Raw genomic sequence first — 23,956 nt, forward strand, 5'->3', positions numbered from 1 at the left:
AGAGGTCCATTGAGCGCTGATATGTAGGTTGAGAAAAGCAGTCCCCTGTCAATGAGATGGGGAGACTCATTTCAACTTGTGCTTTTCATAAGGTGCATTTTTTAGATTAGGCGTTCCGTTTCACTCAGCTATGATGCCGTCCTTCTAAACCTTAAATTGGCATGATGATTGGGCATGTCTCATCCAAAAATCTGCTGGCCACTATCCAGGGAGACCCATACGTTCAAGCGCCATAACCCTAATAAGGAAAACCTCCCTTGCGAAGCTTCTTTGATGAAAGCCTTCAGCCTGGATTCATAGAATAACTGCAGCACTTTGGACCACGAGGTAGAGGCGGGAGGGTCAGCGCCGGTACCCTTCTCGGCTCACCGACCAAAGTGAAGCAGAGCATGGGATATAACCCAGACCCAACGATACCAAATATATGCCCGTCATGACCTGGGCATGAGCCGACGTCAGATCGCCAGAGAGCTTGGTATCCACAACAGTACGATCAGCCGTGAACTGCGCCGCAACGCTACCACCAGCGGCTACGATCCAGAGCAGGCGAGTCCGCAGTGATCATCGGCGACGCACCGCCTGGAAGTGGACGAAGCGCTTACCCAGCATGATCGCCGCCGTCGCCGACCGGCTGCGGGAGGAATGGAGCCCGGAGCAGATCAGCGGTTTCATGGTGCCCTTGTATGGCGTAGGCGTCAGTCACCAGTGGATCTACGCCTTGATCTGGGATGATAAGGCTCGTGGTGGCGATCTCTGGCAGCATCTCCGCCAGCTCAAGCGACGCAGCAAGCACCGTGCCCAGGCAAAGAGCGCAGGGCTCGGCAAGATTCCCAACCGTATGGGTATCGAGCATCGTCCCGCTGAGGTCGATGACAGGCGCTTTATTGGGCACTGGGAGGGGGACACCGTGGTCCAGGGGCACAAACAATCTGGCCTGGTGACGCTGGTCGATCGACGTAGCGGCTATCTGCTGGCAGCACGATTGCCCAAGCTCTCAGCGGAGCTGACGCAAAAAGCCATGATCCGGCTGCTTAAGCCTCGCCGGGGTGCTGTCCAGCACCATCACCATGGACAACGGCTCGGAGTTCGCTGATCACGATACCGTAGCCCAGGCGGTAACGGCAGCGATTTACTTCTGCGCCCCCCACTGTTCCGGTCAGCGTGGGACCAATGAAAACACCAATGGCCTGATACGGCAGTACTTCCCCAAGGGAACGGACTTTCAACAGGTCACCGATGTCGAGTTACGCAGGGTGGTCAAGAACCTGAATGATCGCCCCCGAAAACGACTAGGATATCGGACACCGGCACAGGTGTTCCTGGGGAGTACTCAGGAGCCTTGGATACCGCAGGTGCTGCTCTTATTGCTTGAATTCAGGACCAAGCCAACGCCAACTCGGCGCAAGACCCCGAGCAAACCAACCAGTCCGCTGAAATACGCATTGTCGAAGAGGTAAATGAAAGCCCTGAACCGGCTGAGGAACAGGTGGCATCGGCACCTTCCGCTGATGAGACGTCGCACGAGGCTCAGCTCGAAGCGAGTGATGATGTGGCCAATGTCACATCTGATACGACACTCACCGAAGGCGAGATATCGTCTGAGCCAGCGTGGCGTGAAGAAGTAAGCTTCTCGCTTGCTCCCGGAGAGGGCACCGAGTACAAGTTGACGATGGATGAAGGATCTATTGCGACCTTTGCTTGGTCATCTGAAGGCGGGCCAGTCAATTTTGACACCCACGGTGATGGCGGTGGTAATTCCATCAGCTACGAAAAAGGACGTGGCGTTCCTGAGGATGAGGGGGAATTGGAAGCTGCCTTTACGGGGAACCATGGCTGGTTCTTCCGTAACCGAAATGAACAGGAGGTAACCGTTAAGCTGCGTATTAAAGGTGATTACGGCGAGCTTAAACGTATGATGTAAGCCGTTAATAACCAATGCCCCACTGTGCAGCTAGGCAGTGGGGCATTTTTTTAGATGTACCATTCTATTAGATATCGTGCATTCTTTCAGTTTGCCGAGATAGACGCATAGCCTCGTGCTCCTCTAAATCGAGAAGTGTTTCCAGCAGTTCCTTGGCTTCTCGGATTTCGGCTCTGCCGATCAGGCTGCGATATAAACTGATGGCTTGATCATGGAAATCCAGTACTTCTTTGCAGATAGCATCAGCTCCTAGCGTGGAGTAGGGCGCATCGCAGGTTCGGTGGCTGCGAATAGGCTGATGAGAGAGGTAATCGTAGACATAGGTATTAAGCACGTTAACGCTTGCGGTACCTTCAAAGCCAGCAATTACTCGCTGCATTTCTGCCTCATGAAGAGACAGATAGTTAAGCAGCATCTGCGCGCGTTCTTCTTCGTGCTGATTCGCGCAGTGGGCCAAACACTCGGCAAGATGGGCATGTAATTGATGTGTCCAATCGATTAGATCACCAAACGTTTTAATCTCCATTCATTTGCTCCTTGTGCCGTTGTGATTAGTGAATGTGCGTGTGGTGGCTATCGGTTGAGCTGTTGCTGTTAGCAAGAAATAGCCACTCGCCGATTAGCAGCGCGGCCATCACTGTAACGGCAACGATAAGTACCAGTGGGTCGGCAATAGCTTTTACCCAAACAAAACCACCCAGTACAAGGACATCTAACAGGATGGCAATGGTCGGAATAATCGCGTTAGCGCCCACGCTTTTCCTGAGATGGCGCAAAACTCCCCAATGGATGGCGATATCCATGATCAGGTAAAAAATAATGCCGAGCGCCGCGATTCGGCTAAGGTCAAAGAAGGCGGTCAGCACCAAGCCGAGCACGATCGTGTAGACCAGCGTATGTTTTTGCAGGCTACCGGGCATGTGGAAATGGCGATGCGGTACCAGTTTCATTTCTGTGAGCATGGCGAGCATACGAGAAACGGCAAAGACGCTGGCAATAATCCCACCCGCAGTGGCCAGCATGGCGAGGATGACGGTAAAGCCAACCGCGGCTTCACCCAGCGCGGGTCGGGCGGCAGCCGCCAGGGAGTAATCTTGAGTTTCGATAATCTCGGATAGCGATAGGTTACTGGCAACGGCAAAGCCTACAAGCGCATATATCACCACGCACAGCGCGATGGAGATCATGATGGCCTTGCCCAGGTTGCGCTTTGGATTTTTCAGCTCCGAACCGCTATTGGTAATGGTCGTGAAACCTTTGAAAGCCAAAATACCCAACGCCGTCGCGCCCAAGAAACCTGAGAGAGTGGGGGGGGGCGCATCCCCACCAGTCCCCATGTCGATAGAATCGGCAATAAAAACACCGACAACACCAAACACGATGATGCCACCAATTTTTATGAAACCCAGCACTGAGGCGACTGTCTCGATCAACTTATTGGCAGATAAATTGATCAAAAAAGCCGCTAGCAATAAGCCCACACCGAGTAGTGGGACAAACAGAGTGCGGTCGCCTAGGTCAAATAGCTCCAGAGTGTAAGAACCGAACGTTCTCGCCAAAAAGCTCTGCGCAATGACCATGGAAAAATACATCAATAGCGCATGGAAAGCGGTAGGGAGCGTTGAGCCATACGCTTTTTGCAGATACATGCCAATACCCCCGGCGGATGGGTAGGTATTGGACATTTTGACGTAAGAGTAAGCGCTAAAAGAAACAATTATTGCGGCGGCTAAAAAAGCTAGAGGAAATAGAGGGCCGGTCATTTCTGCCATCTGTCCAGTTAAGGCAAAAATACCCGCCCCGATCATGACCCCTGTGCCTAGCGCTACGGCACCGATGAAAGAGAGACTTCCTTCTTCGTACTTTGGCGTTCTATCCTGGTCAGCCATACAAACACTCCTAAGAATGAAGCCCAAAGCGTTCAGGTTCTTCGCCTTAAGCAAGCGTCGGATAAGTGCTAAGCAAGTCTGGTTGAATTAGCTGAACACAACCTGAATATAAGCCAGTCAATTATCTGACCCAGAGCATGCTTTGGCGTAATAAAGAGGCGGGCTTAACCTACCAGCATACGTAATGGCATCCACAGCCCCATGGCGATCATTACCAGATTCTCGGTTAACGATACAAAGCCCAGCGGCACATTGCTGTTACCGCCGACGCAAGCACACTTAAGCTCACGCTTGTCGATATAGGCGGCTTTAAAGACGGAGATTGCCCCCACCGTGCCAACAAATAGCGCCAGTGGCGCTGCCAGCCACACCAATGTTCCGGCCAGCATTAAAATGCCTGCAACTGTCTCGGCATAGGGGTAAAGATAGCTATAGGGGACATAGCGCTGGGCCAATAGGTCGTAATTCAAAAACATACTACTGAAACTTTCGACATCCTGTAGCTTCTGCAGGCCGAGCAGCACCATCGCCGTGGCCACGGCATACTCCGGCATGCGCGCAGTAAACAGCGTGCCCTGAGTAGCCCAGCTAATCGCCAAGCCAATCAGCAGCGCAGTAGCAAAAATAGCAATTACTGGCCTATAAGTGGTTTTTTTTGCATTAGGAACGCTCATTCCCAGATGTTTGCGTAGCTCTTCGTACCCACCTATGCGTTGATCACCGATATACACTTGGGGCGTCGTATCGACGTTTTCCTGTTCTTTGAAAGCATCGATTTCATCACGAGACGTTAAGGTATGGTCGTCAACCTTAAAGCCCTTGCGCTTGAGAAGATCAACTGTCTTCAAACCGAACGGGCACATATGCTCGGCGGTTTTCATCCGGTAAACCCGTGCAGAGGCAGTGGGTGTTGATATTGGCATTGATTTTCCTTCGCTAAGAACATGGTATTTAAAAAAATCATAGAACCTTTGTGCAGCACTCAGGCAAGTATAGCTACTCCTTTATTTTGATAATTCTAGCTATGGTTAAAATTTTTTTTCAGCGAGAGAAATATATGTTAAATAAAAAGGGCCATCATAAAGAATGGCCCATATCTTAAGTTAGTGACTACATATTAATAGTCAACATGTAATTCATAGCGATTATTGTCACTTTCTTTAGTGCCTCCTTGTGCATTGCCTGTCACTTCAAGTTGATAATTGCCTGGCTGCAGTTGGCGGACCAGTTCAAAATGACCACGTGGGCTGGATGCTTCTGCTACCTGCTGTCCTGCTGCATTATAAAGCACAGCAGAGATACGGTTGCCAGCGCTGGTTGTGCCTGGGAAGTGCTCGCTTGCTACCTTCAGCGTAGTCGCTTCTTGAATGTTAATACTGAAACGTTTTGATTGGCCTTGGGCAAGCAATTGTGTAGAAGAGACGCCTCTTTCAAGTAGAGGTAGATCCTGGTTGTTTGTCCCATAGTTAGCCAATGCAGGTGTTGAAAGGATGCTGGCTACAAGCGACCCAAAGATAATTGATTTAACTTTCATGGTGATTACTCCTCTGGTTGATGACATGGTTATATTAGATGGCTTTTTTGAAATGAAGCTGAATTTAAAAATAAAAAATAAAAAAACGCCACCACTGGGTGACGTTAAAAAATATCTATGTTCAGAGTTCGCTAAAACATCAGTTTAACACCGGCAACCACCCCAGTATCTTCCGTATTGTCGCCACTGGCCCGTGAAAGGTCGGCTGTATCGCCATACTCTTTCTCCCAATAAGCACCAATGTAGGGGGCGAAACGACGAGTCACTTCATAGCCTAGTCGCAGGCCAGCGCGCACCGAGTTAAGCCCTTCACCCACGCCAAATTCTTCAACTTCGCTGGCGGCTACGGCAATTTCGGTGCGCGGCTGTAGGTAGAGTCGCTGTGTTAAGCGCAGATCGTATTCGCCTTCAAAACTGGCGGCGACATCACCATCTTCACTCACTTGCATGGCAACATCGGTTTCGATGCCATAAGGTATCACTCCCTGTAGGCCCAACACCCCATAAGTACGTTCGGCGTGATCATCGGAGAAGACACCGCCTTGGTAACCAATCCCCCCCTGTAACTCCCAAAAATCAGCCACTAAGCGACTATAGAGGAGTTCTAGGGACTCAAACTCAGCATCTTCGCCGTCACCCTGAACGTTTTCGCCTTCCGATTTAAGGTAAACGCGGTTAATGTCACCGCCATACCAGCCTTGAAAGTCCCATACCACGGCGTCTTGACCTTTGTCGGGAACGGTGTATTCAAGCCGGTCAAACAGTGCCATGCCCATATTATGTTCCTTAGTGGGCGCGGGCCAACTGTCTGGTGCCGCATAGCCGTCTTCGGCTTGGGAGCTCGTTGCGACGGTCATGCCAAGGGCGGCACTGGCGAGGGTTACGTAGCGCTTAATTTTCATACTGTCTCCTTAAGAAACCTGAACAACGCGGAACATGCCAGCATCCATGTGGTAGAGGAGGTGGCAGTGGAACGCCCAACTGCCCTCGGCGTCCGCAGTGATCAGCGCAGACACGCGCTCGCCGGGCTTCACATTTAGGGTGTGTTTGCGCGGTATCAATTCACCCTGGCCGTTTTCCAGCTCCATCCACATGCCGTGGAGGTGGATAGGATGTTCCATCATGGTGTCGTTGATCAGGATCAGGCGCAGGCGTTCGTCTTTTTCGAAGTGAATGGGGCCGGAGACCTCGCTGAACTTCTGGCCGTCGAACGACCACATGTAGCGCTCCATGTTGCCGGTAAGGTGCAATTCAAGCTCACGGCCGGGTTCGCGACGGTCGGGCCAGGGAGTGAAAGATTTCAGATCGCGATAAACCAGCACACGGCGCTCGTTGGGATCAATACCAATACCCGCTTGGCCGTAGCGGGAGCCTGGCTGTACTTCACCAGCCGCCAGCATGCCGTTTTCGCGTGTTTTGCGCTGCTCGCTGGCCATACCTCCCATGCCCGAATGGTCCATGCCTTCCATGCTGGAATGATCCATCCCACCCATGTTTGACATGCTCGAGTGATCCATTTCCTCCATATTAGCGTTATCCATCCCCTGCATATTCGACATGCCGGAATGATCCATGCCGCCCATCCCCCCCATGCCGTGAGCGCCCATGGCTTCCATGCCGCGGTCGGCAATCTGACGGCGCGTGGGGATCTCCGCCTGCATGCCTTCGCGCGGCGCCAGCGTGGCGCGGGCGTAGCCGCTGCGGTCCATCGACTCAGCGAAGATGGTGTAGGCCTGATCATCTTCGGGTGCGACCACCACATCGTAGGTTTCGGCAACGCCGATGCGGAACTCATCGACGGGAACGGGCTGCACCGGCTGGCCGTCGGCGGCCACCACGGTCATCTTGAGGCCAGGGATGCGCACATCGAAGTAGGACATTGCCGAGCCGTTAATCACCCGTAAGCGCACACGCTCGCCTGGCTTGAACAGCGCGTTCCAGTTTTCCTCGGGAGAATGGCCGTTGAGCAGGTAGGTGTAGGTGCTGCCGGTTACGTCGGCGATATCCCGCGAGCTCATGCGCATCTTGGCCCACATGCTGCGCATTTCGGCCGTTTGGGCGAAGCCATTTTGGCGTACGTCGGCGAAGAAGTCGGCAATCGTGCGTTCCTGAAAGTTGTAATAACCTTCCATGGTTTTGAGATTGCGAAACACCGACATGGGCTCTTCAAAGGTCCAGTCGGTCAGCAACAGCACGTGCTCGCGGTCGTAGCGAAAGGGTTCACGCTCGGCGGCGTCGATAATTAACGGCCCGGCATGACCAAGCTGTTCCTGAAGGCCGGAATGGCTGTGGTACCAATAAGTGCCGTTCTGACGGACAGGAAAACGATAAGTAAAGGTTTCGCCTGGCTCAATACCGGCAAAACTGATGCCCGGTACACCGTCCATGCCCGGCGGTAGAATCAAGCCATGCCAGTGGATTGAGGTGGGTTCGTCGAGCAGGTTGGTGACTCGTAATACAGCGTCCTGACCTTCCTTAAGGCGGATCAGCGGGCCGGGACTGGTACCGTTGAGGCTAATCGGGCGAGCCTCTTTTCCATTAATCGGGATGGATTCGCGGCGGATAGCCAGCGACACATTAGGCCCCTCTTCCACGCCCTTTGAATAGACATTTGTGCGTCCCCAAGGGTTAGCCCAGGCGGGGCTTAAGCCCATCGCTGCGGCGGAACCCAATCCAAGTGCCGCGCTGCCTTTCAACACCTGGCGGCGTGAAAGTGGGTGGGTGATGATGTCCGAACACGTCATGTAAAACTCCCATCGCTGATGAATGACATCATATTGGGGGAGAAAGCTGAATCAACGCTGAAAAAGCAGTTAAGCGGAGGTGACGCCTGTCATTGGCAATGTGGTGATGACCCGAAGGCCACCCAACGGGCTGTGCTCAAACTGGCAGCGACCGTGATAACGCGCCACCAGCTGTGAGAGAATAGCTAGTCCCAGGCCATAGCCAGGGTGGTGCTCATCCAGTCGGGTGCCACGCTCGCCGAGGCGCACCATATCGCTTTCGGCAACGCCGGGGCCGTCATCGTCAATCGTTAAAGTCAGTGCGTCTGATGAGGTGCTAATGTGGCAGCGAATCTCGCTGGTGGCCCATTTGCCAGCGTTATCCAGCACGATGCCCAGTATTTCGGCGTAATCGTGGGCATCGATCGGCACTTGGTCGCGCGCGTCAATCGCCTGCGTCAGCTCGAACAACTGTTCAGAGTAGAGGCTACGAAACATCTCCATCAGACGTTGACTGTCACGGGTCAGGTGGGTCATGCGACCCGCATGAGGACCTGCGATGCGTGCACGGCGCAGCTCAGCATCCAGCTGGGCGTTGATGTCCTCGATGCGCATCAGCAATTTCCGGCGGCGGTTTTCATCAATCGGTCGGTTGCCGCTTAGTACTTGGGTAACGGCGGCCAACGGGGTTTTCAGCGCGTGGGAAAGGTTAGCGACCGACTCACGTGAGCGTTTAAGGCGCAGGTCAATGTCGTCCATAAAGCGGTTAAGCTGGGCAACAAGCGCGTCGAGTTCGTCGGGCGCTTTTAGCGAGAGGCGCTGGCGGTCGCCCGCTTGCAATGCTTCCAATTGATAACGCAGTTGCCAAAGCGGCCTTAATCCGCGATTGACGGCCAGCATATTGAGCGTGACCAGCACCGCGAGCATGCCCGCAGCGATGCCGCCCACCCACCAGTGCAAAGTAGCTAGGCCTGCTTCGACTTGGGAAAAATCCTCACCAATCAGCAACACGCCGTTGGCGCCTTGCCATTCGAAATGCTGGCGATACACCAATAAGTGTCGCTCGCCGCGCGTTACCTCGATCAGTGCATCCCCTTTTCCGTTAAGTAGTGGGGCAAGTTGTCGTTGCCAGACTGGGTCTGAGGCGCTGATCTCTCCGTTGAGGCGCAGCACGTAAAGGTGATGAAAGACCTGGTAGGCTTCGCTTGTCGAGGCTAGCGATGTGGGAACCGCCAGGCGGTCTTGTTCGAGCTGTGCGACCGCGTGGTCGGCTTCACGCTTGAGGCGCTCGCCCAGAAAGTCCTTGGCAAGATTTTGCAGGAATACGCCGTGCAGTAGCCAGGTCAGGCCGACTACCAGCAGCGCGACACCGCCCAGCCAGGCGAGCAGGCGAAACTGTAAGCTGCGTTTATTAACGTGAAACAAAAACGTATCCCTGGCCGCGGCGCGTCTGGATGATTGGCTTGCCAAGATACCGGCGCAGGCGAGCCACGTATACCTCAACCAGATTGGGTGCGGGGGCGTCTTGCTCCAACGCGTAAAGCTGTTCCAGCAAGCGCTCCTTGGAGTGAATGCGGTCCGGGTGGTGCATCAGGTAGCGCAGCAGCCGAAACTCGGTGGCAGTCAGCGAACGCCATGGGGTGTCTTCACGGCAAACGCGCTGACCGGCTTCGTCCAGAGACACCCCGTTCAGTGTGATGACTTGGGATAACTGGCCAGACTGCCTACGCAGCAGTGCCTTTAGGCGAGCCATCAGCTCGGCTTCGTGGAAGGGTTTGGTCAGGTAATCATCGGCGCCAGTTTCCAAGCCAACCACCTTGTCTTCCCAGGTGTCGCGCGCGGTGAGTATCAAAATAGGAGTGGCACGTTTCTGCTTACGCCAATGGGCGAGCAGCTCAAGCCCCGAGCCATCGGGCAGCCCAATATCGAGAATGGCAAGCGCGTATTCTTCGGTGGCCATGAACGACGTGGCCGCCTTAACAGTGGGGGCCACGTCGACCAGGTAACCGTTGTCTTTTAGACTCTCTGCCAAGCTTTCGGCCAGCAAGTCATCGTCTTCTAATAGCAACAGTTTCATTGGTAAAAGGTCTGCTTAGAAAGAAAAATTACCGTACATGCCGGATTCATAGTGGCCGGGGATGTTGCAGGCGTACTCTAACTCGTCAGCATTATCGGGAACTCGCCATAGTAGAGATTCGGTTTCACCGGCGGCAATAGTAACGGCTGCCATGCTACTACCATCAGACATATCGTGACCTTCGCCTTCTGACATGTTGGACATATCATGGCCTTCGCCACCTGCCATTTCTTGCATCATTTTACGATGTGCTTCTTGGGCTTCCTTGCTGCCGATCACGAACTCATGCTCAATACTGCCAGTGTTGGTAATTTCAAATTTCACGATCTCTCCGGCGGCCATTTCCAGCTCATCAGGGTCGAACCACATATCGCCTGCGTCGATGCTAATCGTGCGCTCAGCATCAGCATCGCTAAGGTCGCTTTCGCCGCCGCCGTGTCCAGGTCCCGCCCAGGCAGCGCCGGCAAGTATACTCAGTGAAAGAGCTAATAAGCTGGATGTAAGATGGGTCATGCGCATAGTCATTTGCCTCCAAGGTGAGTGTGACTCGTTCTTTATACGTCGCCAACCTTAAACGAGCCTGAACTCGCCCAGAAAAAAATGATCTGTAGCAAACTTTCTTTTTCCGCAGGGTGGCATGGCTTGACCCAGGGGTAACCCCATAGGTCGTAAGCTTTCAGTGGTTTTAAACATCACGCTATTGTCAGGAGGCCACCATGATGAACGCAGACTGTTTTGCAGTAATGGCCTCAATGGGCTGGTTAGCCTGGTTAATGCCCTTCATGCTTCTGTTACTCGTAGGATTGAGCATTGTCTCACTCATCAAATACCTGTTCAGCCGCGCCAATTAGTTCTTTCATTAATAGAGGATACGCTTATGAACCTAAAAACCACTTCACTATTGGTGTCAGGCTCGCTATTGCTGGGAGCAACAGCCGCCCAGGCAGGACTGCCTGATGAAGCAACGATGTACAAAAACCCTCAATGCGGCTGCTGCAATGAATACGCTCGCCACCTGGAAGAGCAGGGCGTAGATGTCACCAATGTGGACGATGCTGAGCTTGGCGAGATCAAGCAGCGGGCCGGGGTACCACACGGACTGGGTTCATGTCATACCATTGGTATTGGCGAGTACTGGATTGAGGGCCACGTACCGATGGAAGCCATCACCAAGCTATTTGAAGACCAGCCTGACAGGCATTGGCTTGGCCGGTATGCCGATTGGTACGCCGGGCATGCCTGGGCCACAGCAGGAGCCCTACGAGGTTTATAGCTTTACCGATCAGGAAGATGAGCCATTCATGACACTTGAGTCTTAATGACGCGAGCAGGCGGTACCTGCTCGCGGCCTAATAGCACAACATCATGGATTAACTCTTTGCCTGCCCTACCATGCGGTACAACGTGCCATCGCGATGAACCCAGTGGTGGAATAAAGCCATGAACACATGTCCTGCAATGAGTACGGTCAGCAAATAAGCAATGGGGCCATGTATTGCTTGCGAGGTTTCTGCAAAGGGTGTGCCAATTCCCTTGGAAACCAAATGATCAAATAACCGAATTCCAAAACCTTGTAGTAAACCACTCACTGGGGCCGCAACCAATAAGGCATAAATAGATAGATGGCCTATCAGCACCGCCTTACCTTGATGCGGAGGGCGATTGCGTATTTGAAAAAGCAGCCAAACAATTCGCAGCCCAACAAGCGCTAAAATCATAAAGCCCACAGTGGCATGCCAAGGCTGAAATAATTGGCTGAATGCATTACCCGGCTGCCAGTTGTTCATATAAGCACTAGCGAGCTGTAATGTCACCAGCAGCGCGGTTATCCAATGTAGCAGGCGGCTAACCGAGCCGTAATATTTCTGTGAGTCGTTAATAGCCATCCAAATTAACCCCGCTGATACTTGCGTTGGAGATGACAACACCCAAGGGACGGTGGTAGGTAAGGGATTGGGCGATGGAAAGACGATACCGCAAGCTGTTAACAACATACATTTTGTATTTCATACAATTTCCTAATCTGAAGATGCAGGAAACCATATGTCATAAACCTGAACAGAACCTTAAAAGAACTATCAAATGAGGTTAATTTTTTATCCCAGTCTCCCCGGTGCCTTGCCGATAATTTTCAGCAATTGATGCGATCCTCAGCGCGTAATATTGGTCGTCAATATAAAAAGGCAAATTCACCACGTATAAGATTTTATTGCCAGGAATCGCTTCCTCAAGAATGTTATCTAAAGCAGTTCGTGCGCTCAGTGTCTCTCGACTGGATATTCAAAATGAATTAGCAATGGCATCAAGCTTTTATGGGTTGTACACCGAAAAATCAGTGCTCTTCGGTAAGTATTAGCGGAATAGACCATTGGTGTTTTAGGTGGGTCCGGTCATTTTTATGGCTTGATTATTGTTGCCAAGTTCTGATGCGGTTGTTTTTTCCATCTCTGGTTAAAGTGGCGAAAGTATCGGTTAAAAACTTACTCTAACGGTTTACTGAACAAGTTTGCGCGACATAAAAATACGCTTCTCCATCAGTTGACCAATCCGTGATAGAGCTCATCGGTATTAGGCTCGTCGGACTGTTTGGTGGACTTCTGTTTGGCTTCGAAGAGGTCAGGAGCGTTCTCCAGTACTTCACGCTCCAGGTACTGACCATGGCTGGATGAGGCTGGAAACGGGCAGCCGTCTCGGATGTTATTTAGTCCCCTTTGACATTTTAAAGGGCGGGAATACCTACAAAATGTAGAGGTTTGATGTGACAAAACACGTTGACAATAAATCTAGATTCCATGAGCTCTGTGGATATGTCATATGCTATGTCACAAACGGGTATCACATAAGTAACTAATGTAGGCAGTGATCGGGGGAACTTTACCGGGTGTCCAAGTAGTCACGTGATGCTAGTTGCTTTAGCGACCTCCATGGCGTAGCTGATCGCGGTTACTTTAAGAGACGGAAAATTCTTGCTTGCCACGATGCCGGTATAACGTCTTATTTCCCCAAGCCCAGAACCTCGCCTAACCAAGCTACATTGCTATTGGTGCTCGGCCTATCAGTGTTGCTCAATGAAGACGCAATGCACCACGGGCACCTATAGGCGTATCAAAAGCTGGGAACACGAGGATAAACTGGAGGTGGTAAAATCTCTACTGGACCGGACGCCAAACATGATGCGCCTCCCTCGTCAGAATGTCGAGCACCCCTTTGGCAAGTTGAAAGCGGGCATGGGAATAACGCACTTCATGTCCAAGAGCCTTAAGAACGTCAGCACGGAAATGAGCCTTCAGGTGCTTGCTTACAACATGAAACGCCTCATGAATATTCTCGTTACTGGGGGGTGATCCAAGCAATGCAATCATAGAGTTGCTGACCTTGGCGCTACTGCGCTTGTAGAATCTGGTAAGGCTCTTTAGTAGATGCTTCTTAGACTTTTATATCGATCAACGTAGATGTTGGTTTAATTATTGAGGACGTTGTGAACCTATCTCGCTGACCGTTAATGGCGCAATTGCGGTTGTATACTGTAATCCTCAACTGATTTTTTTGTTTTCACACAGCCTCGCCCGATAGCTGACATAAAAAAGAAAGAAAACATCCCAACTTGGACCCGCCCAGGCGGGCGGATCCAAGTTGCTCTCCATTTCCGCTACAAATACCCCGTCTCTGCAAACGACGTGTATCCCTCACTGCCCACTACCACATGATCAATTACCCGAATGTCCATCATCCCCAGGGCTTCCTTGAGACGCTGAGTGATACGTTTGTCCGAATCGCTGGGTTCGGGATCACCGCTTGGATGGTTATGAACGAGAATGACCGCCGCGGCATTGTAGGTGAGGGCGGCTTTGAGCACTTCGCGGGGGTAGACGCTGGATGTATCGATGGTTCCTCGGAACATCTCCTCGAAGCGTATGACGCGGTGCTGTGTGTCGAGAAACAGCACGCTAAACACCTCGTGCTCGTAGTCCTGGAGTAGTAGCCGCAAGTGCTCGAACGCTTGTGACGGCTGGGTTATCTTGCAGCCTCTGGCAAGCTTTCGTCGTGCAAAGCCTTTGGCGAGGTTGATGATATCGGCTTCGGTCAACGGTTCTACAACATGGTATGTGCCTGCCACTTCACCAGCCTTGAGTTTGCTGTTCGACATGGTTGTCTCCAAAAAAGAAAACGCCGGGGTGGTGGCCCCGGCGTCTATGTCGTTACTTGGTCTGTGGTGCGTTGGTAATAAGATGGGCTCACGCCACCATCACTTGGCTGATGCGTCGCTCCATTTCTTCGTGGAACGCCTCAACCCGCTCAGCGATGGTGCGAATCATGATGTCGTCGCGGTAGGCACGCTTGATAAACAGCGGCATGCCCGGCCAGTAGCTTACGAAGTCGATCCATTCCCGCTCGCTGACCCATAAGCCGCCCTGGCACTGCGCAACGTGTTCTGCCGGAATCTCCCCGCTTAATAGCACCTCGATCTGGAACTTGGGCAGTTTGGTTTTGATTTCCAGCAGCCCGTTAGCACCGACCAGGCTGTCGGGCGAATAGCCCACGTCATGGTTGAGGATGATGCCCACTTCCTGCGGGCTCGGCTCGCCGGATGCATTGAGGTAGAGGGAACGGGCCACACCTTCCATTTCATGACCACGCCGGGTGTGGGCATTGCCCTGAAACGGCTCGGCCAATTCACCGGTGATCCTTTCGCCCATCAGCTGGTGCATGTAGGTGAGTGCCCCGGCACCGAATCCACCAGGGCCCTTGCCGTTGACCAGCAAGGTCTTGAGCTCCGACATGGTGACGCGCCCCAAGCGCGCCGCCAGCCACTCAGGGGAGCCTTGCGCCATGTTGAGAATCTGCATGGCCATCTCCTTTAATTGGATAGATAGGACCAGAAGGCCGGTTACTTGATGGCCCGCTTGGAAAGGGACGCCCGTAGCTTGTCAAAGTCGCTATAGGGGACCTGCACGGCAGACCCGTACTTGCCACTGAACCACTCTTGGGTCGTCGCCGGGCACTGGCTGATCAGCCTCTGGATCTGGCCCGCCTGGAAAGCGGTGACGGTCTTGATGCCCGTTTTGGTACTGGCATTGCCGTTATCGTCTTGGCCGCGGGTGGTGATATTGAGCAGCGCGCACAGCACGTAACGCTTGCCATAGCTGGTGGAGGAGCCAAATGCCTGTACCGCATTCTTGTTACCGCTGATATCGGCAGGTAGCAGCATGCTGGTTTCTTCACGGTGACCATCCTTGTGCATCAGGACGCCGGTGATCTGAATGCCACGTTCCTGCGTCTGAATACGAAAGCTCACCGCAAAGCCATGCTTCTGCATGATCGGGCGTACGGTATCGACGATATCCTCCAGGGTGGCGTAGAAGCCGTTGTTGGTTTGCCCTCGCTCCTCGATGCTGGGAAGCTCGGTCTGCATCGCTGCCATGGCCGCGCTATAGGCCATCATGGCCTGGCGATCCATCACCCGCTCCTGCATCTGCAGTAAACGCTCCATCTTGTCGATATCCACGTCAGGGTTGAGAGCAGCCCGCTCGATCACCTGAATAATCGCAGTGCTGTCGGCGGTGGGGTGGGCCTCCAATGCGGCCGGTGTGTTGGTCGAGGCAGCGTCTGGCTGAATAGCTGATGACGATGCTTCGGGGTGATTGGAATTGATGACATGGGTGCGTTGTGCCATGGGGCACCTCCGGTTTTCTCAAATCGATACAGGGACAAACCAACGCCCGAGCATTGACGGCGTTGTGGTTGGATGAAGTGAAGCGGGTAAGGCTAGTCGTCCAGGTGATCGGCCAATGTCTCGGCGTCCAATGGCTCCAGGCGGACTTCCGCCCGGTAAAACTTCCCCTGGGCGCAGACGACGGTCTCGGCGTGATGTTTTTGATTGGCCAGGAGGGCTTCGGTCAGCTGGGTCAGCCCGGTTTCGACGGTGTGGGAAACAAATGTCATGGCAGTTCCTCGTAAGGTAAGCCCCACAGAAAAACGCCCAGCCTTGATGGGGCCGGGCGTTTATGCCGTGGAGGTGGTAAATGTCATTGGATAGGGAAGTGCGGAGGTCGGGTGATGTGGGCAATCGATGAAGCGACGTTGCGGTGCTGATTACGCCACCAGCGCAAGTGCGGCATCGAGCGCTTCCTGCTTTAGCTGTGCGCCTTGGCCGAACCACGCCGAGTCCATGCGGGTATCGTTGCTACGCGCCCGTTTCTCATGGTCGACATACTCGGTGACCGCATTGAGCAGGCCCCAGGCCGTGTCCTTGGCCGTGACCAGTTGCGAGCCCCGTCCTTCGCCGCTGTAAAGCTTCTGCACTTTATTAAGCGCCCGGTAGTTCGGCAGCTTGGAAGGATCGTCCATGGGCGTTTCGGCCCCGCAAATCACCGACTGCAGGTACTGCTGGGCTTCACGGCGGTTGATCTTGCGTTCCGACAGGGCCTTCATGCGGTACATGAAGTCATTCCACTGGGACACGGAAATCCCCAGCTGTCGCTTGACGGCCCGCGGGTCGAACTCGGACCGGTGGGGAACCTTCACCGCCTGCGATGTACCATCAACGGCGATCTGCAATGTGTTGTTGCACACCACCCGTACCGTGGTGGGCGTGGCCATGGTCGCCAGGGTGCCATCACACGAGGTGGCCAGCAGCAGATAGTCGTTCACTTCATCCTGGCCTTGCAGCGATGTGCTCAAGCCACTGCGCGCCAGGGCCCAGAACTTGCGACCACCCTTGAGCACCCCCGCAGTTTCCAGCTCATACCCCGCGTACTCGGTCAGGTCACGGTAAAACTCCAGGATCTCTTCCGGCTGCACCACCTTGTAGCGCTGCGATACCACGGAGAGCGGTGCCTTGTTGTCCGAACGGTAAAGCACCTTCTGCTCGGGGAAGGAATGAATGCTGCCCAGGTGACTTGCACCTTCGGCAATAAAGCGCACCGGGGCCTCTTCAATGTGCCAGTTCATACCGGCCTGTTGTTGCCAGACCTCCAGCGGTTGATGACGGGTCAGTTGCTGTCCCAGGCCATGCCAGGGGGTAGCGCCTACGTAAGCCATTTGTTCAACGAGATGTGCCATGAGTCATTCTCCAGACATAAAAAAAGCGCTGACACAGCTGCCAGCGCATGGGTGGGTGGTGAATAAGATGTATCGCCGAAAAGCGATGTATCAGCGTGCAGATGCCAGGGGCGGAAAGGGGTGACGAAAGATATGCCCGCACGACAGGCAGAGCCACGGGGTCCCTTCACTGGGCGGCAGCCATTGCGAGAAGAACAGGGCGGCTACCCTCGCCCCCGACTGGCCTCCGGCAATGGCGCCCATCATCGCGACGGGCAGTTTGGCGAGCGGAAAGCGCGAGCTGGCTATCGACAAAGGCCTCGTGACGGCGGCTGATCGCCAGGCACCGATCGCCCCGCCAATCAGGCAACTCCCCGTGGTGCCGATACGTTGAGCGGTATCAAGATTGAGCATGTGCGTTTCAGCACAGTTAAAGCAGGGTGGTGGCATAAGCGGCACTCCTATGGTCAGGGAAGCGATCCCTGTGGTGGGTTCATAGGAGTGATATAGATTTCAAAATAAGTGGCGTTGACCGTGTTGGTGTTGCGTCAACCGGCGTCTTTCTTGATACTGGCTATATATACAGTAATCGAGAGGCGCCTTACCATGTCATTGCCCGTTTCCCTGCTGGGCCGAGCAGACGCTGCGGCCCCGCCATGCCCGTTACCGCTCTATTCGAGTGCGGTGCGTGCCGGCTTTCCGTCTCCCGCCGATGATCACCTGGATACCGACCTGGACCTTCACCAGTATGTGGTGAAACGTCCGGCCGCGACCTACTTTGTGCGTTCCGAAGGGGATTCCATGACGGGTGACGGCATTCATCACGGTGACTTGCTGGTAGTGGACCGAAGCCTTGATGCGGTGCCAGGCCGGATTGTGGTGATCTGCGTGGACGGCGAACTGACCGTGAAACGACTGGAACGGGTTGGCCAGCGCACCTACCTCAAGGCAAGCAATCCCGCTTACCCTCCGATTCCGATTGATGGTCGAGAGTCCCATGTCTGGGGCGTCGTGACCCATGTTCTACATAGCCTGCCAGGGGCACCGCTGCAATGATGGCCCTGATCGACTGCAACAATTTCTATGTGTCCTGCGAGCGGGTCTTTAATCCGACACTGGAAGGTCGTCCGGTGGGCGTGCTCTCCAATAACGACGGGTGCGTGGTGGCCCGCTCCAACGAACTGAAAGCCCTTGGTGTCGAGATGGGCGCAGCGATGCACCTGCTGTCGCCCCAGATCCGTCGACAAGCTGTGTTGCTATCGAGTAATTACGCCTTGTACGGCGACATGTCCCGGCGCGTCACGGAAGTGCTTGGCGAGTTTTCTCCCCATGTCGAGGTGTACTCGATTGATGAGAGCTTCGTGGGCTTTCAGGGTTTTGATCCCGACGCGCTGGAGCAGTACGGGCAAACGTTGCGAGAGACCGTTAAACAATGGACCGGCATTCCGGTCTCGGTGGGTTTTGCACCATCGCGCGTCCTGGCCAAGGTCGCCAACCATGCCGCCAAGAAACATCCCGCCTACCGGGAGCAGGGCGTGTGCAAGCTCATGGCTGACAGTATCGACACCCAGGCGCTGTTGAAGCAGTTGCCAGTCATGGAGCTATGGGGCGTGGCTCGCCGCACCGGCGAGCGCCTGCGGGTCATGGGGATTGAAACAGCGTGGGATCTACGCGAAGCCGATCCCAAGCACATACGGCGGCATTTCAGCGTCGTACAGGAACGCATCGTGTGGGAGCTGAGGGGGCAACCGGTGATACAGCTGGACGACATGAGCGAACCCAAACAACAGATCATGGTATCGCGTTCGTTCGGACGACTGACCAATAACCCGCATGATCTACGCGAAGCGCTTAGACAGCATGCTGCCAGGGCCGGTGAGAAGCTTCGCAAGCAAGGCAGCGTGACCAGTGCCGTCATGGTCTTCATCCGTACCAATCCCTTCCGCAACGACTTACCGCAATATACCAACCGCGTCGTCATCTCCCTGGAACGACCCACCGACGACAACCGAGAAATCACGGCCGCCGCAGTACAGGGCTTGCGTGGGCTATGGCGTAAGGGCTACGCCTACCAAAAAGCCGGCCTGATGTTGCTCGACCTTTCCCCCAAGGCCAACCGCCAGCTCACCCTTGCCGAGACCCCACAAACAGAAGCGGATGCACAGCGCAGCGAACGCCTGATGACCACGGTTGATAAGCTCAATCGGGAGTTTGGTCGGGGCACCATACAGATGGGCCTGCCCCGTAAAGGTAATGCCTGGGCGCTGCGAAGCGAACGGCGCACGCCGCGCTACACGACTCAATGGAATGAATTGCTGGCTGTTAAGTAAGAGGGCTACTAGTCGGAGTACTTTTCCGAGCCGGGGGGAATCAGGGCGAGTTTTGACGATTTTTTTTGGCCCATTTTACTTGGATGCTTGCGAGTAACTTTGGCCAACATCCATATCACCATCGGCAACCCGACGTGCTATTGCTGCTATTTTTGCTATCGAGTAGCAAAAATAGCAGCTTTTTTGAGGTGTTTTGCCTCTCTGAATACCCACCCAACAAGGCTAACACGGCCAATATCCCATTCAATTTTCCATTTTTTATCAATGCGTTAGAAAACGTCAGCATTCGTCACAAGCCATGCGCCGTCTTATGAACCAACATACCTGTGTCAACCGCGATACAAGAGGTAAGAACGATGACGGCAAGTAAGAAAAAAGCTCCAGTGATGCTACGTATAAAGCAGGTCAAAGAACGAACAGGGCTATCTCGATCAACGATTTACAACAAGATGGATCCATCGTCCCCTTTCCACGACCCAGACTTCCCTCGCCGGGTTCATCTTGGTAGAGCGAGCGTTGCCTGGGAAGAGAACGAGATTGACGAATGGCTGCATAAACGCATGAATCTACGGGACTAAAATTGATGCAAGGAATGGTGTATGGCGATCACGGACACTTCCCCCATGCCACGAGCTTACCCCGTAGTAAGAAAATACTTGTTGGATAGGTTCGTGGAGGAGGTATCCCAGAATCAGCAGGTTCACAGGGATATGGTTCAATTAACAGCCTTGGCGGCTATATCAACGGCAGTACAAGGGCTTGTGGTTGCAAAGTGGCCCGACGGAAGAAGTAGTTCAGCAAGTCTTTACACGTTGATAATAGCCGGCTCGGGGGAAGGTAAAACCCCCACCTATTCAGAGGTTTTCAAAGGCGTGCTTGATTTCCAGAAGCGCGAGAGGACTGTATATGAAAATGCGAATAAAAATTACTTGGCAGAGCATGAGGTATGGGTAAAGAAAAAGGAGGTTATTCTTAAAAAGATAGCTCGGATGACGTCTAAAGGGGAGGGGACTGTTGAACTTGAAGAGCAATTTAAAAAACACTTGGCAGACGAGCCTGTAGTAAAAAAAGAGCCTATCGTGCTTTATGAAAATTCGACAGCGGAAGCATTGATTGATGGCATGCTGAAGAGTGCAAAGTTCGCCACATTGGTATCAAGCGAAGGAGGAAGCATACTTAAAAGCAGTGCATTTAAAAACGATTCACTAATGAACGGGTTATGGAGTAATGAGACCGTCAGCATTCATCGAAAGACGGCAGGGTCAGGATATCTTTCGGGAGGGAGGCTTACAACATGCATTATGGTACAGCCCGATGTGTTTGGTAGTTATTTAAAGAACGCTGGTAGAGCTGCCAAGGGCTCTGGGATGTGGGCTAGATTTCTAATCACAGAGCCAGAAAGAATGGTAGGTAAAAGGAGTTTTAGTGCTAGAAAGAAAAGCATAACGTATAGTGTAAATTTTACTAATAGAATAGTTGAGCTTCTTGAGTTAACCAAAAAAAGACTTGAGAATGAAGAGGGAGAATTTTCAGTAAGCTTATCCCATGGCGCACAAGTGCGATTCATGCAAGTTTGCAATGGCATCGAGTCGGATACTGCTCCTGGTTGTCTGTTTCATGGCTTTGAAGACCATGCTGCAAAGCTTCCTGATAACATATTAAGAGTGGCTTGCTTAATGAGTGTTTTTATAAATGACCCAGAATCTGAGATATCCGAAGAGGTGCTTGAAAAATCAATCGATATTGTAATGTATTACTCGTATCAATTCAGAAATAAGTTCTACAGTCCAAGTGAAAGTGATATAGACGACCAGGAGATGATGGATTGGATTGAAATTAGAAGAGCCAACGGTCAGCGTTATTACCGAAAAGCGGAATTGCAAAGATATTGTCCATCAAGGTTGAGAAAAATAAAAAGGCTAGACCCATGTTTAATCCGGCTGCAGCAGTTGGGGGTGGTTGGATGCTTTGTAGAAAATGGAGTGAATTGCATAGATTTGGCACCTGGTTATCCTTTTGACCCTACTTCTTTTAATTTTTCTATTATAAAAAACAGTAAATCAAAATATACTAACTTTTAAGCATATAAGTGGCTAATTGTTAATCTTATTTCGCATTGTGGCTGCCTTTTTTACGATGTGGCTACGCTTTTGAATTATGCTTTATATGTTATTGGGTTTGGCTGAGATAGTAGGAAATACTTATGGAGTGTGCTGTATGGTGAATCTAAATGAAGGTAATAAGGTAGCTGAAAAAGCTACCTGTGATATATCCATGAATGATAGATATGGAGTTGAAGAAAGGTTGTTGATAAACCATTGCGTACAGGCAGAGGCCCTGATTAGGCGTGTTGCAGAAATAAATGGGTCTTTATATTCAGTAAAAAAAGATCGTCATGGAAAAAGCGTAGTTGGCTATGAAAGCATCACAGCGAAGCATTTAAAGAAAATGCTGGAAGCGGGATGTCCGGATGAATGTTGGAATAAAACGGTTGTGAACATGAATCCTTATGTCAAAATATACCATGAGGCAGCATCAATTTACGGTCTACATATCTGTACGAAAAATACAGTGAGCAATGAGGTAGAGTGCCTAAACCGATCGGTGCAGGTTATAAGGGATTCATTTAAAAGCGAGGAATTTATATTAGCCAGAAAGCGTCAGGAATTAGCAAGAAAGAAAAGGCTGAAAGGCTCTTTCGACTATATTGAAGGGATTAGGAAAAAATACGCAAGGGTAAATTATATTAGATTTGACTTAGGGTATAGAGAGGGAAAGTTCGTAGATAGTGATTATTACTCAGAAGATATAGAATTAGTGAAATCGCATTGGGATACGATGCGATCTGATTTAAGGAGGGGAGTGCCTATTGAGGGGTTGATAGGCTTCATTATAACATTGGAATATGGGTTGCTAGCAGGTTATCACTATCATATCTTATTAATAGTCGATGGTTCCCAGCATCAACAAGATATCACTTTGGCTATGTTAGCAGGAGAGCATTGGAAAAACTATGTTGTGCCCGATGGAGAAGGTAGGTACTACAACTGTAACAGGTATAAAGAAAACTATCGGCACGTTGGAATAGGAGTGATTAATCATTACGAGGAAGATAAGTACAGAGCGCTAAAGTACAAAGTTATCGATTACATGGTTAAAACTGACTTTGTATTAGAGCATGTAGCACCAAAAGAAAGAACTTATTCCAGAGGGAAGCACCCTGTTCAGGATGCTATCAAGCGCGGAAGACCCAGGGAGAATGATTTATTGTATAAAGGGATACAGCATCATTGCGAATTATGATACTTGTGTATTAAATATGAAGCCCTCAAAGGTTGGGTGTCATGAAATTAGCTAGCGTGGCAATCCTACGCTCTGGTAAGGCACCCAAGCTTCTTGCTTTATCTCCCGCTACTCCAATAGTTATTTGTCTTGCTCTAACTCCGTTATCAATAATTCTACTATACTCTTCGTATAAATTTCTCGACACCTCGTTCATGTTGACAAGACAATATGGAAAATAGCGTGGGTACCTTTTTCGGGCTTCTTTTGAAGGTATCGTTATATTTTTTACTGAGTTGCTTTCAGTCACGACCTCTATGCAAAGATCCAAAGCTTTATTTGTTATTCCGTCAATCTTCTCTTTAAGAAATTTCTTTAAATGCTCATTTTTGTTGGAGGCGTCAAACACATTATTGTAGTAGTTAATGCAAGCCAGGTTTAGTGCTTTCAGCCTTTCATTCGGCCAAGTGTAGTCTGTTATATATTCATCTAGGGGTGTTTCGCCAACAGAGGAAAGGAGTGATTCCCTAGTAATCCATAAATCATCGATCGTTATAGTGGTATCGATTATTCCACCAGGGCGGTTGGCGAAAAATATATGCCCAAACATTTTTTGAGGATTGTTGGGTGTGCGGTTTTTAAATATGCGGAATTCGTTGCGAAAATATCTTTGCATCATTGACGAAGAGCTTTCAAGTTGTCTAGGTTTATCTTTATATATGTCTTTTATACTTGATGCATGAGTATATTTTAATGTTTTTTTTCTTTTGTCCAATACAGCAGCTGTAGTGAAAGATCTTAGTACTGCTTCCCCTTCTAGTATAACTGATTCATAATGCAGGTAAGTTAATACTGCATAATCATAATCATTTGATTCTAAATAAGAGGTTTTTGGGTTTTGAGAGAGATCAATTTTTTTAAATTGGTTGTTAACTCGTTGATTCTCTCTGCCAGGTATTAAGCAGTAAACGACCTCGTCACTAGGTATTCTGTAAAGAAATTCAATTACTTTTTTTTCGGCTTTATCTAGAAGCCAGTTTTGCGACTTGCCTGTCAACTCAATAGCCTCCTGAACCTTGAACAGAACCCTCGTGTCCGATTCAAGCATATCCTTCAATAGCATCGTTGCCTCCTGTGCGCATTAGCTACAGGGAATCGT

General features: G+C 51.5%; 25 protein-coding genes and 2 pseudogenes. 10 read left to right on the forward strand and 17 right to left on the reverse strand.

The window, feature by feature from the left end:
• Positions 1–396 precede the first annotated feature (396 nt).
• Positions 397–1,372, forward strand: a pseudogene (locus tag QC816_RS18280) (IS30 family transposase).
• Between the two features lie 114 nt (positions 1,373–1,486).
• Complete coding sequence (locus QC816_RS03255; protein ID WP_233337237.1) at positions 1,487–1,921, forward strand: hypothetical protein; 435 nt, start codon at positions 1,487–1,489, stop codon at positions 1,919–1,921.
• 67 nt (positions 1,922–1,988) lie between these two features.
• On the opposite strand, the gene QC816_RS03260 is transcribed toward QC816_RS03255, so the two are convergent.
• The 9 genes from QC816_RS03260 to QC816_RS03300 all read right to left on the reverse strand — a co-directional run bounded on the left by QC816_RS03260 (position 1,989) and on the right by QC816_RS03300 (position 10,657).
• Entirely contained in the window at positions 1,989–2,447 is a 459-nt protein-coding gene (locus tag QC816_RS03260; protein ID WP_199283581.1) for an ATPase, read from the reverse strand.
• A gap of 25 nt (positions 2,448–2,472) precedes the next feature.
• The gene (locus tag QC816_RS03265; RefSeq protein WP_199283580.1) at positions 2,473–3,810 is read right to left on the reverse strand and encodes an APC family permease; all 1,338 of its coding nucleotides are present in this window, start codon (positions 3,808–3,810) and stop codon (positions 2,473–2,475) included.
• Positions 3,811–3,974: 164 nt separating this feature from the next.
• Positions 3,975–4,691, reverse strand: a complete 717-nt coding sequence (locus QC816_RS03270; protein WP_267905855.1) for a glutaredoxin family protein — start codon at positions 4,689–4,691, stop codon at positions 3,975–3,977.
• 236 nt (positions 4,692–4,927) lie between these two features.
• Entirely contained in the window at positions 4,928–5,344 is a 417-nt protein-coding gene (locus tag QC816_RS03275) for a hypothetical protein (RefSeq protein ID WP_309780922.1), read from the reverse strand.
• Between the two features lie 131 nt (positions 5,345–5,475).
• Positions 5,476–6,246, reverse strand: coding sequence for a copper resistance protein B (locus QC816_RS03280; protein WP_199283577.1), 771 nt, complete (start codon positions 6,244–6,246; stop codon positions 5,476–5,478).
• A gap of 9 nt (positions 6,247–6,255) precedes the next feature.
• Positions 6,256–8,088: a copper resistance system multicopper oxidase gene (locus QC816_RS03285; protein WP_309780923.1), complete on the reverse strand. Its 1,833-nt coding sequence runs from the start codon at positions 8,086–8,088 to the stop codon at positions 6,256–6,258.
• Positions 8,089–8,157: 69 nt separating this feature from the next.
• Positions 8,158–9,492, reverse strand: coding sequence for an ATP-binding protein (locus tag QC816_RS03290; protein WP_085920389.1), 1,335 nt, complete (start codon positions 9,490–9,492; stop codon positions 8,158–8,160).
• Positions 9,479–10,144, reverse strand: a complete 666-nt coding sequence (locus tag QC816_RS03295) for a response regulator transcription factor (RefSeq protein ID WP_085920390.1) — start codon at positions 10,142–10,144, stop codon at positions 9,479–9,481. Before QC816_RS03295 ends, QC816_RS03290 begins: the two co-directional genes overlap by 14 nt.
• Positions 10,145–10,159: 15 nt before the next feature.
• On the reverse strand, positions 10,160–10,657 hold the full coding sequence (locus QC816_RS03300; protein WP_309780924.1) for a cupredoxin domain-containing protein: 498 nt from the start codon (positions 10,655–10,657) through the stop codon (positions 10,160–10,162).
• A 203-nt stretch (positions 10,658–10,860) separates the two neighbouring features.
• On the opposite strand from QC816_RS03300, the gene QC816_RS03305 reads away from it, so the two are divergent.
• The gene (locus tag QC816_RS03305; protein WP_309780925.1) at positions 10,861–10,995 is read left to right on the forward strand and encodes a hypothetical protein; all 135 of its coding nucleotides are present in this window, start codon (positions 10,861–10,863) and stop codon (positions 10,993–10,995) included.
• A 26-nt stretch (positions 10,996–11,021) separates the two neighbouring features.
• A complete protein-coding gene (locus QC816_RS03310) occupies positions 11,022–11,417 on the forward strand; it encodes a DUF411 domain-containing protein (RefSeq protein WP_309780927.1) in 396 nt (131 codons plus the stop codon).
• A gap of 97 nt (positions 11,418–11,514) precedes the next feature.
• Here the strand turns inward: QC816_RS03310 and QC816_RS03315 are convergent, their stop codons facing one another.
• On the reverse strand, positions 11,515–12,030 hold the full coding sequence (locus QC816_RS03315; RefSeq protein ID WP_309780929.1) for a cytochrome b: 516 nt from the start codon (positions 12,028–12,030) through the stop codon (positions 11,515–11,517).
• 1,043 nt (positions 12,031–13,073) lie between these two features.
• Here QC816_RS03315 and QC816_RS03320 point away from each other — a divergent pair.
• Positions 13,074–13,488 (forward strand): annotated as a pseudogene (locus tag QC816_RS03320) (transposase); the annotation flags it as partial.
• A gap of 305 nt (positions 13,489–13,793) precedes the next feature.
• Here the strand turns inward: QC816_RS03320 and radC are convergent.
• From radC to QC816_RS03350, 6 genes are all read right to left on the reverse strand, one after another.
• Positions 13,794–14,291 (reverse strand): RadC family protein, encoded by a 498-nt coding sequence (gene radC, locus QC816_RS03325; protein WP_309766735.1) that lies wholly within the window; start codon positions 14,289–14,291, stop codon positions 13,794–13,796.
• Positions 14,292–14,379: 88 nt separating this feature from the next.
• A complete protein-coding gene (locus QC816_RS03330; RefSeq protein WP_309780930.1) occupies positions 14,380–14,991 on the reverse strand; it encodes a lambda exonuclease family protein in 612 nt (203 codons plus the stop codon).
• Between the two features lie 41 nt (positions 14,992–15,032).
• On the reverse strand, positions 15,033–15,818 hold the full coding sequence (locus QC816_RS03335; protein WP_309780932.1) for an ERF family protein: 786 nt from the start codon (positions 15,816–15,818) through the stop codon (positions 15,033–15,035).
• A 92-nt stretch (positions 15,819–15,910) separates the two neighbouring features.
• The gene (locus QC816_RS03340) at positions 15,911–16,087 is read right to left on the reverse strand and encodes a hypothetical protein (RefSeq protein WP_309780935.1); all 177 of its coding nucleotides are present in this window, start codon (positions 16,085–16,087) and stop codon (positions 15,911–15,913) included.
• Positions 16,088–16,237: 150 nt separating this feature from the next.
• Complete coding sequence (locus tag QC816_RS03345) at positions 16,238–17,206, reverse strand: DUF932 domain-containing protein (RefSeq protein WP_309780938.1); 969 nt, start codon at positions 17,204–17,206, stop codon at positions 16,238–16,240.
• 90 nt (positions 17,207–17,296) lie between these two features.
• Positions 17,297–17,635 carry a hypothetical protein gene (locus tag QC816_RS03350; RefSeq protein ID WP_309780940.1) on the reverse strand — a complete coding sequence of 113 codons (339 nt, stop codon included), beginning with the start codon at positions 17,633–17,635 and terminating at the stop codon, positions 17,297–17,299.
• 156 nt (positions 17,636–17,791) lie between these two features.
• On the opposite strand from QC816_RS03350, the gene QC816_RS03355 reads away from it, so the two are divergent.
• The 5 genes from QC816_RS03355 (at position 17,792) to QC816_RS03370 (ending at position 22,818) form a co-directional block, all read left to right on the forward strand.
• Positions 17,792–18,241 (forward strand): LexA family protein, encoded by a 450-nt coding sequence (locus QC816_RS03355; protein WP_309780941.1) that lies wholly within the window; start codon positions 17,792–17,794, stop codon positions 18,239–18,241.
• Positions 18,238–19,515 carry a Y-family DNA polymerase gene (locus QC816_RS03360; RefSeq protein WP_309780944.1) on the forward strand — a complete coding sequence of 426 codons (1,278 nt, stop codon included), beginning with the start codon at positions 18,238–18,240 and terminating at the stop codon, positions 19,513–19,515. Before QC816_RS03355 ends, QC816_RS03360 begins: the two co-directional genes overlap by 4 nt.
• 386 nt (positions 19,516–19,901) lie before the next feature.
• The gene (locus tag QC816_RS18285) at positions 19,902–20,093 is read left to right on the forward strand and encodes an AlpA family phage regulatory protein (RefSeq protein WP_422823728.1); all 192 of its coding nucleotides are present in this window, start codon (positions 19,902–19,904) and stop codon (positions 20,091–20,093) included.
• A gap of 21 nt (positions 20,094–20,114) precedes the next feature.
• Positions 20,115–21,596, forward strand: coding sequence for a YfjI family protein (locus tag QC816_RS03365; protein WP_309780946.1), 1,482 nt, complete (start codon positions 20,115–20,117; stop codon positions 21,594–21,596).
• Positions 21,597–21,732: 136 nt separating this feature from the next.
• Positions 21,733–22,818 (forward strand): YagK/YfjJ domain-containing protein, encoded by a 1,086-nt coding sequence (locus tag QC816_RS03370; protein ID WP_309780947.1) that lies wholly within the window; start codon positions 21,733–21,735, stop codon positions 22,816–22,818.
• 25 nt (positions 22,819–22,843) lie between these two features.
• Here the strand turns inward: QC816_RS03370 and QC816_RS03375 are convergent, their stop codons facing one another.
• On the reverse strand, positions 22,844–23,920 hold the full coding sequence (locus QC816_RS03375; protein ID WP_309780950.1) for a hypothetical protein: 1,077 nt from the start codon (positions 23,918–23,920) through the stop codon (positions 22,844–22,846).
• Positions 23,921–23,956: the final 36 nt, after the last annotated feature.

The organism is Vreelandella janggokensis, from assembly GCF_031451615.1.
GTDB classification, from domain to species: Bacteria; Pseudomonadota; Gammaproteobacteria; order Pseudomonadales; family Halomonadaceae; genus Vreelandella; species Vreelandella janggokensis.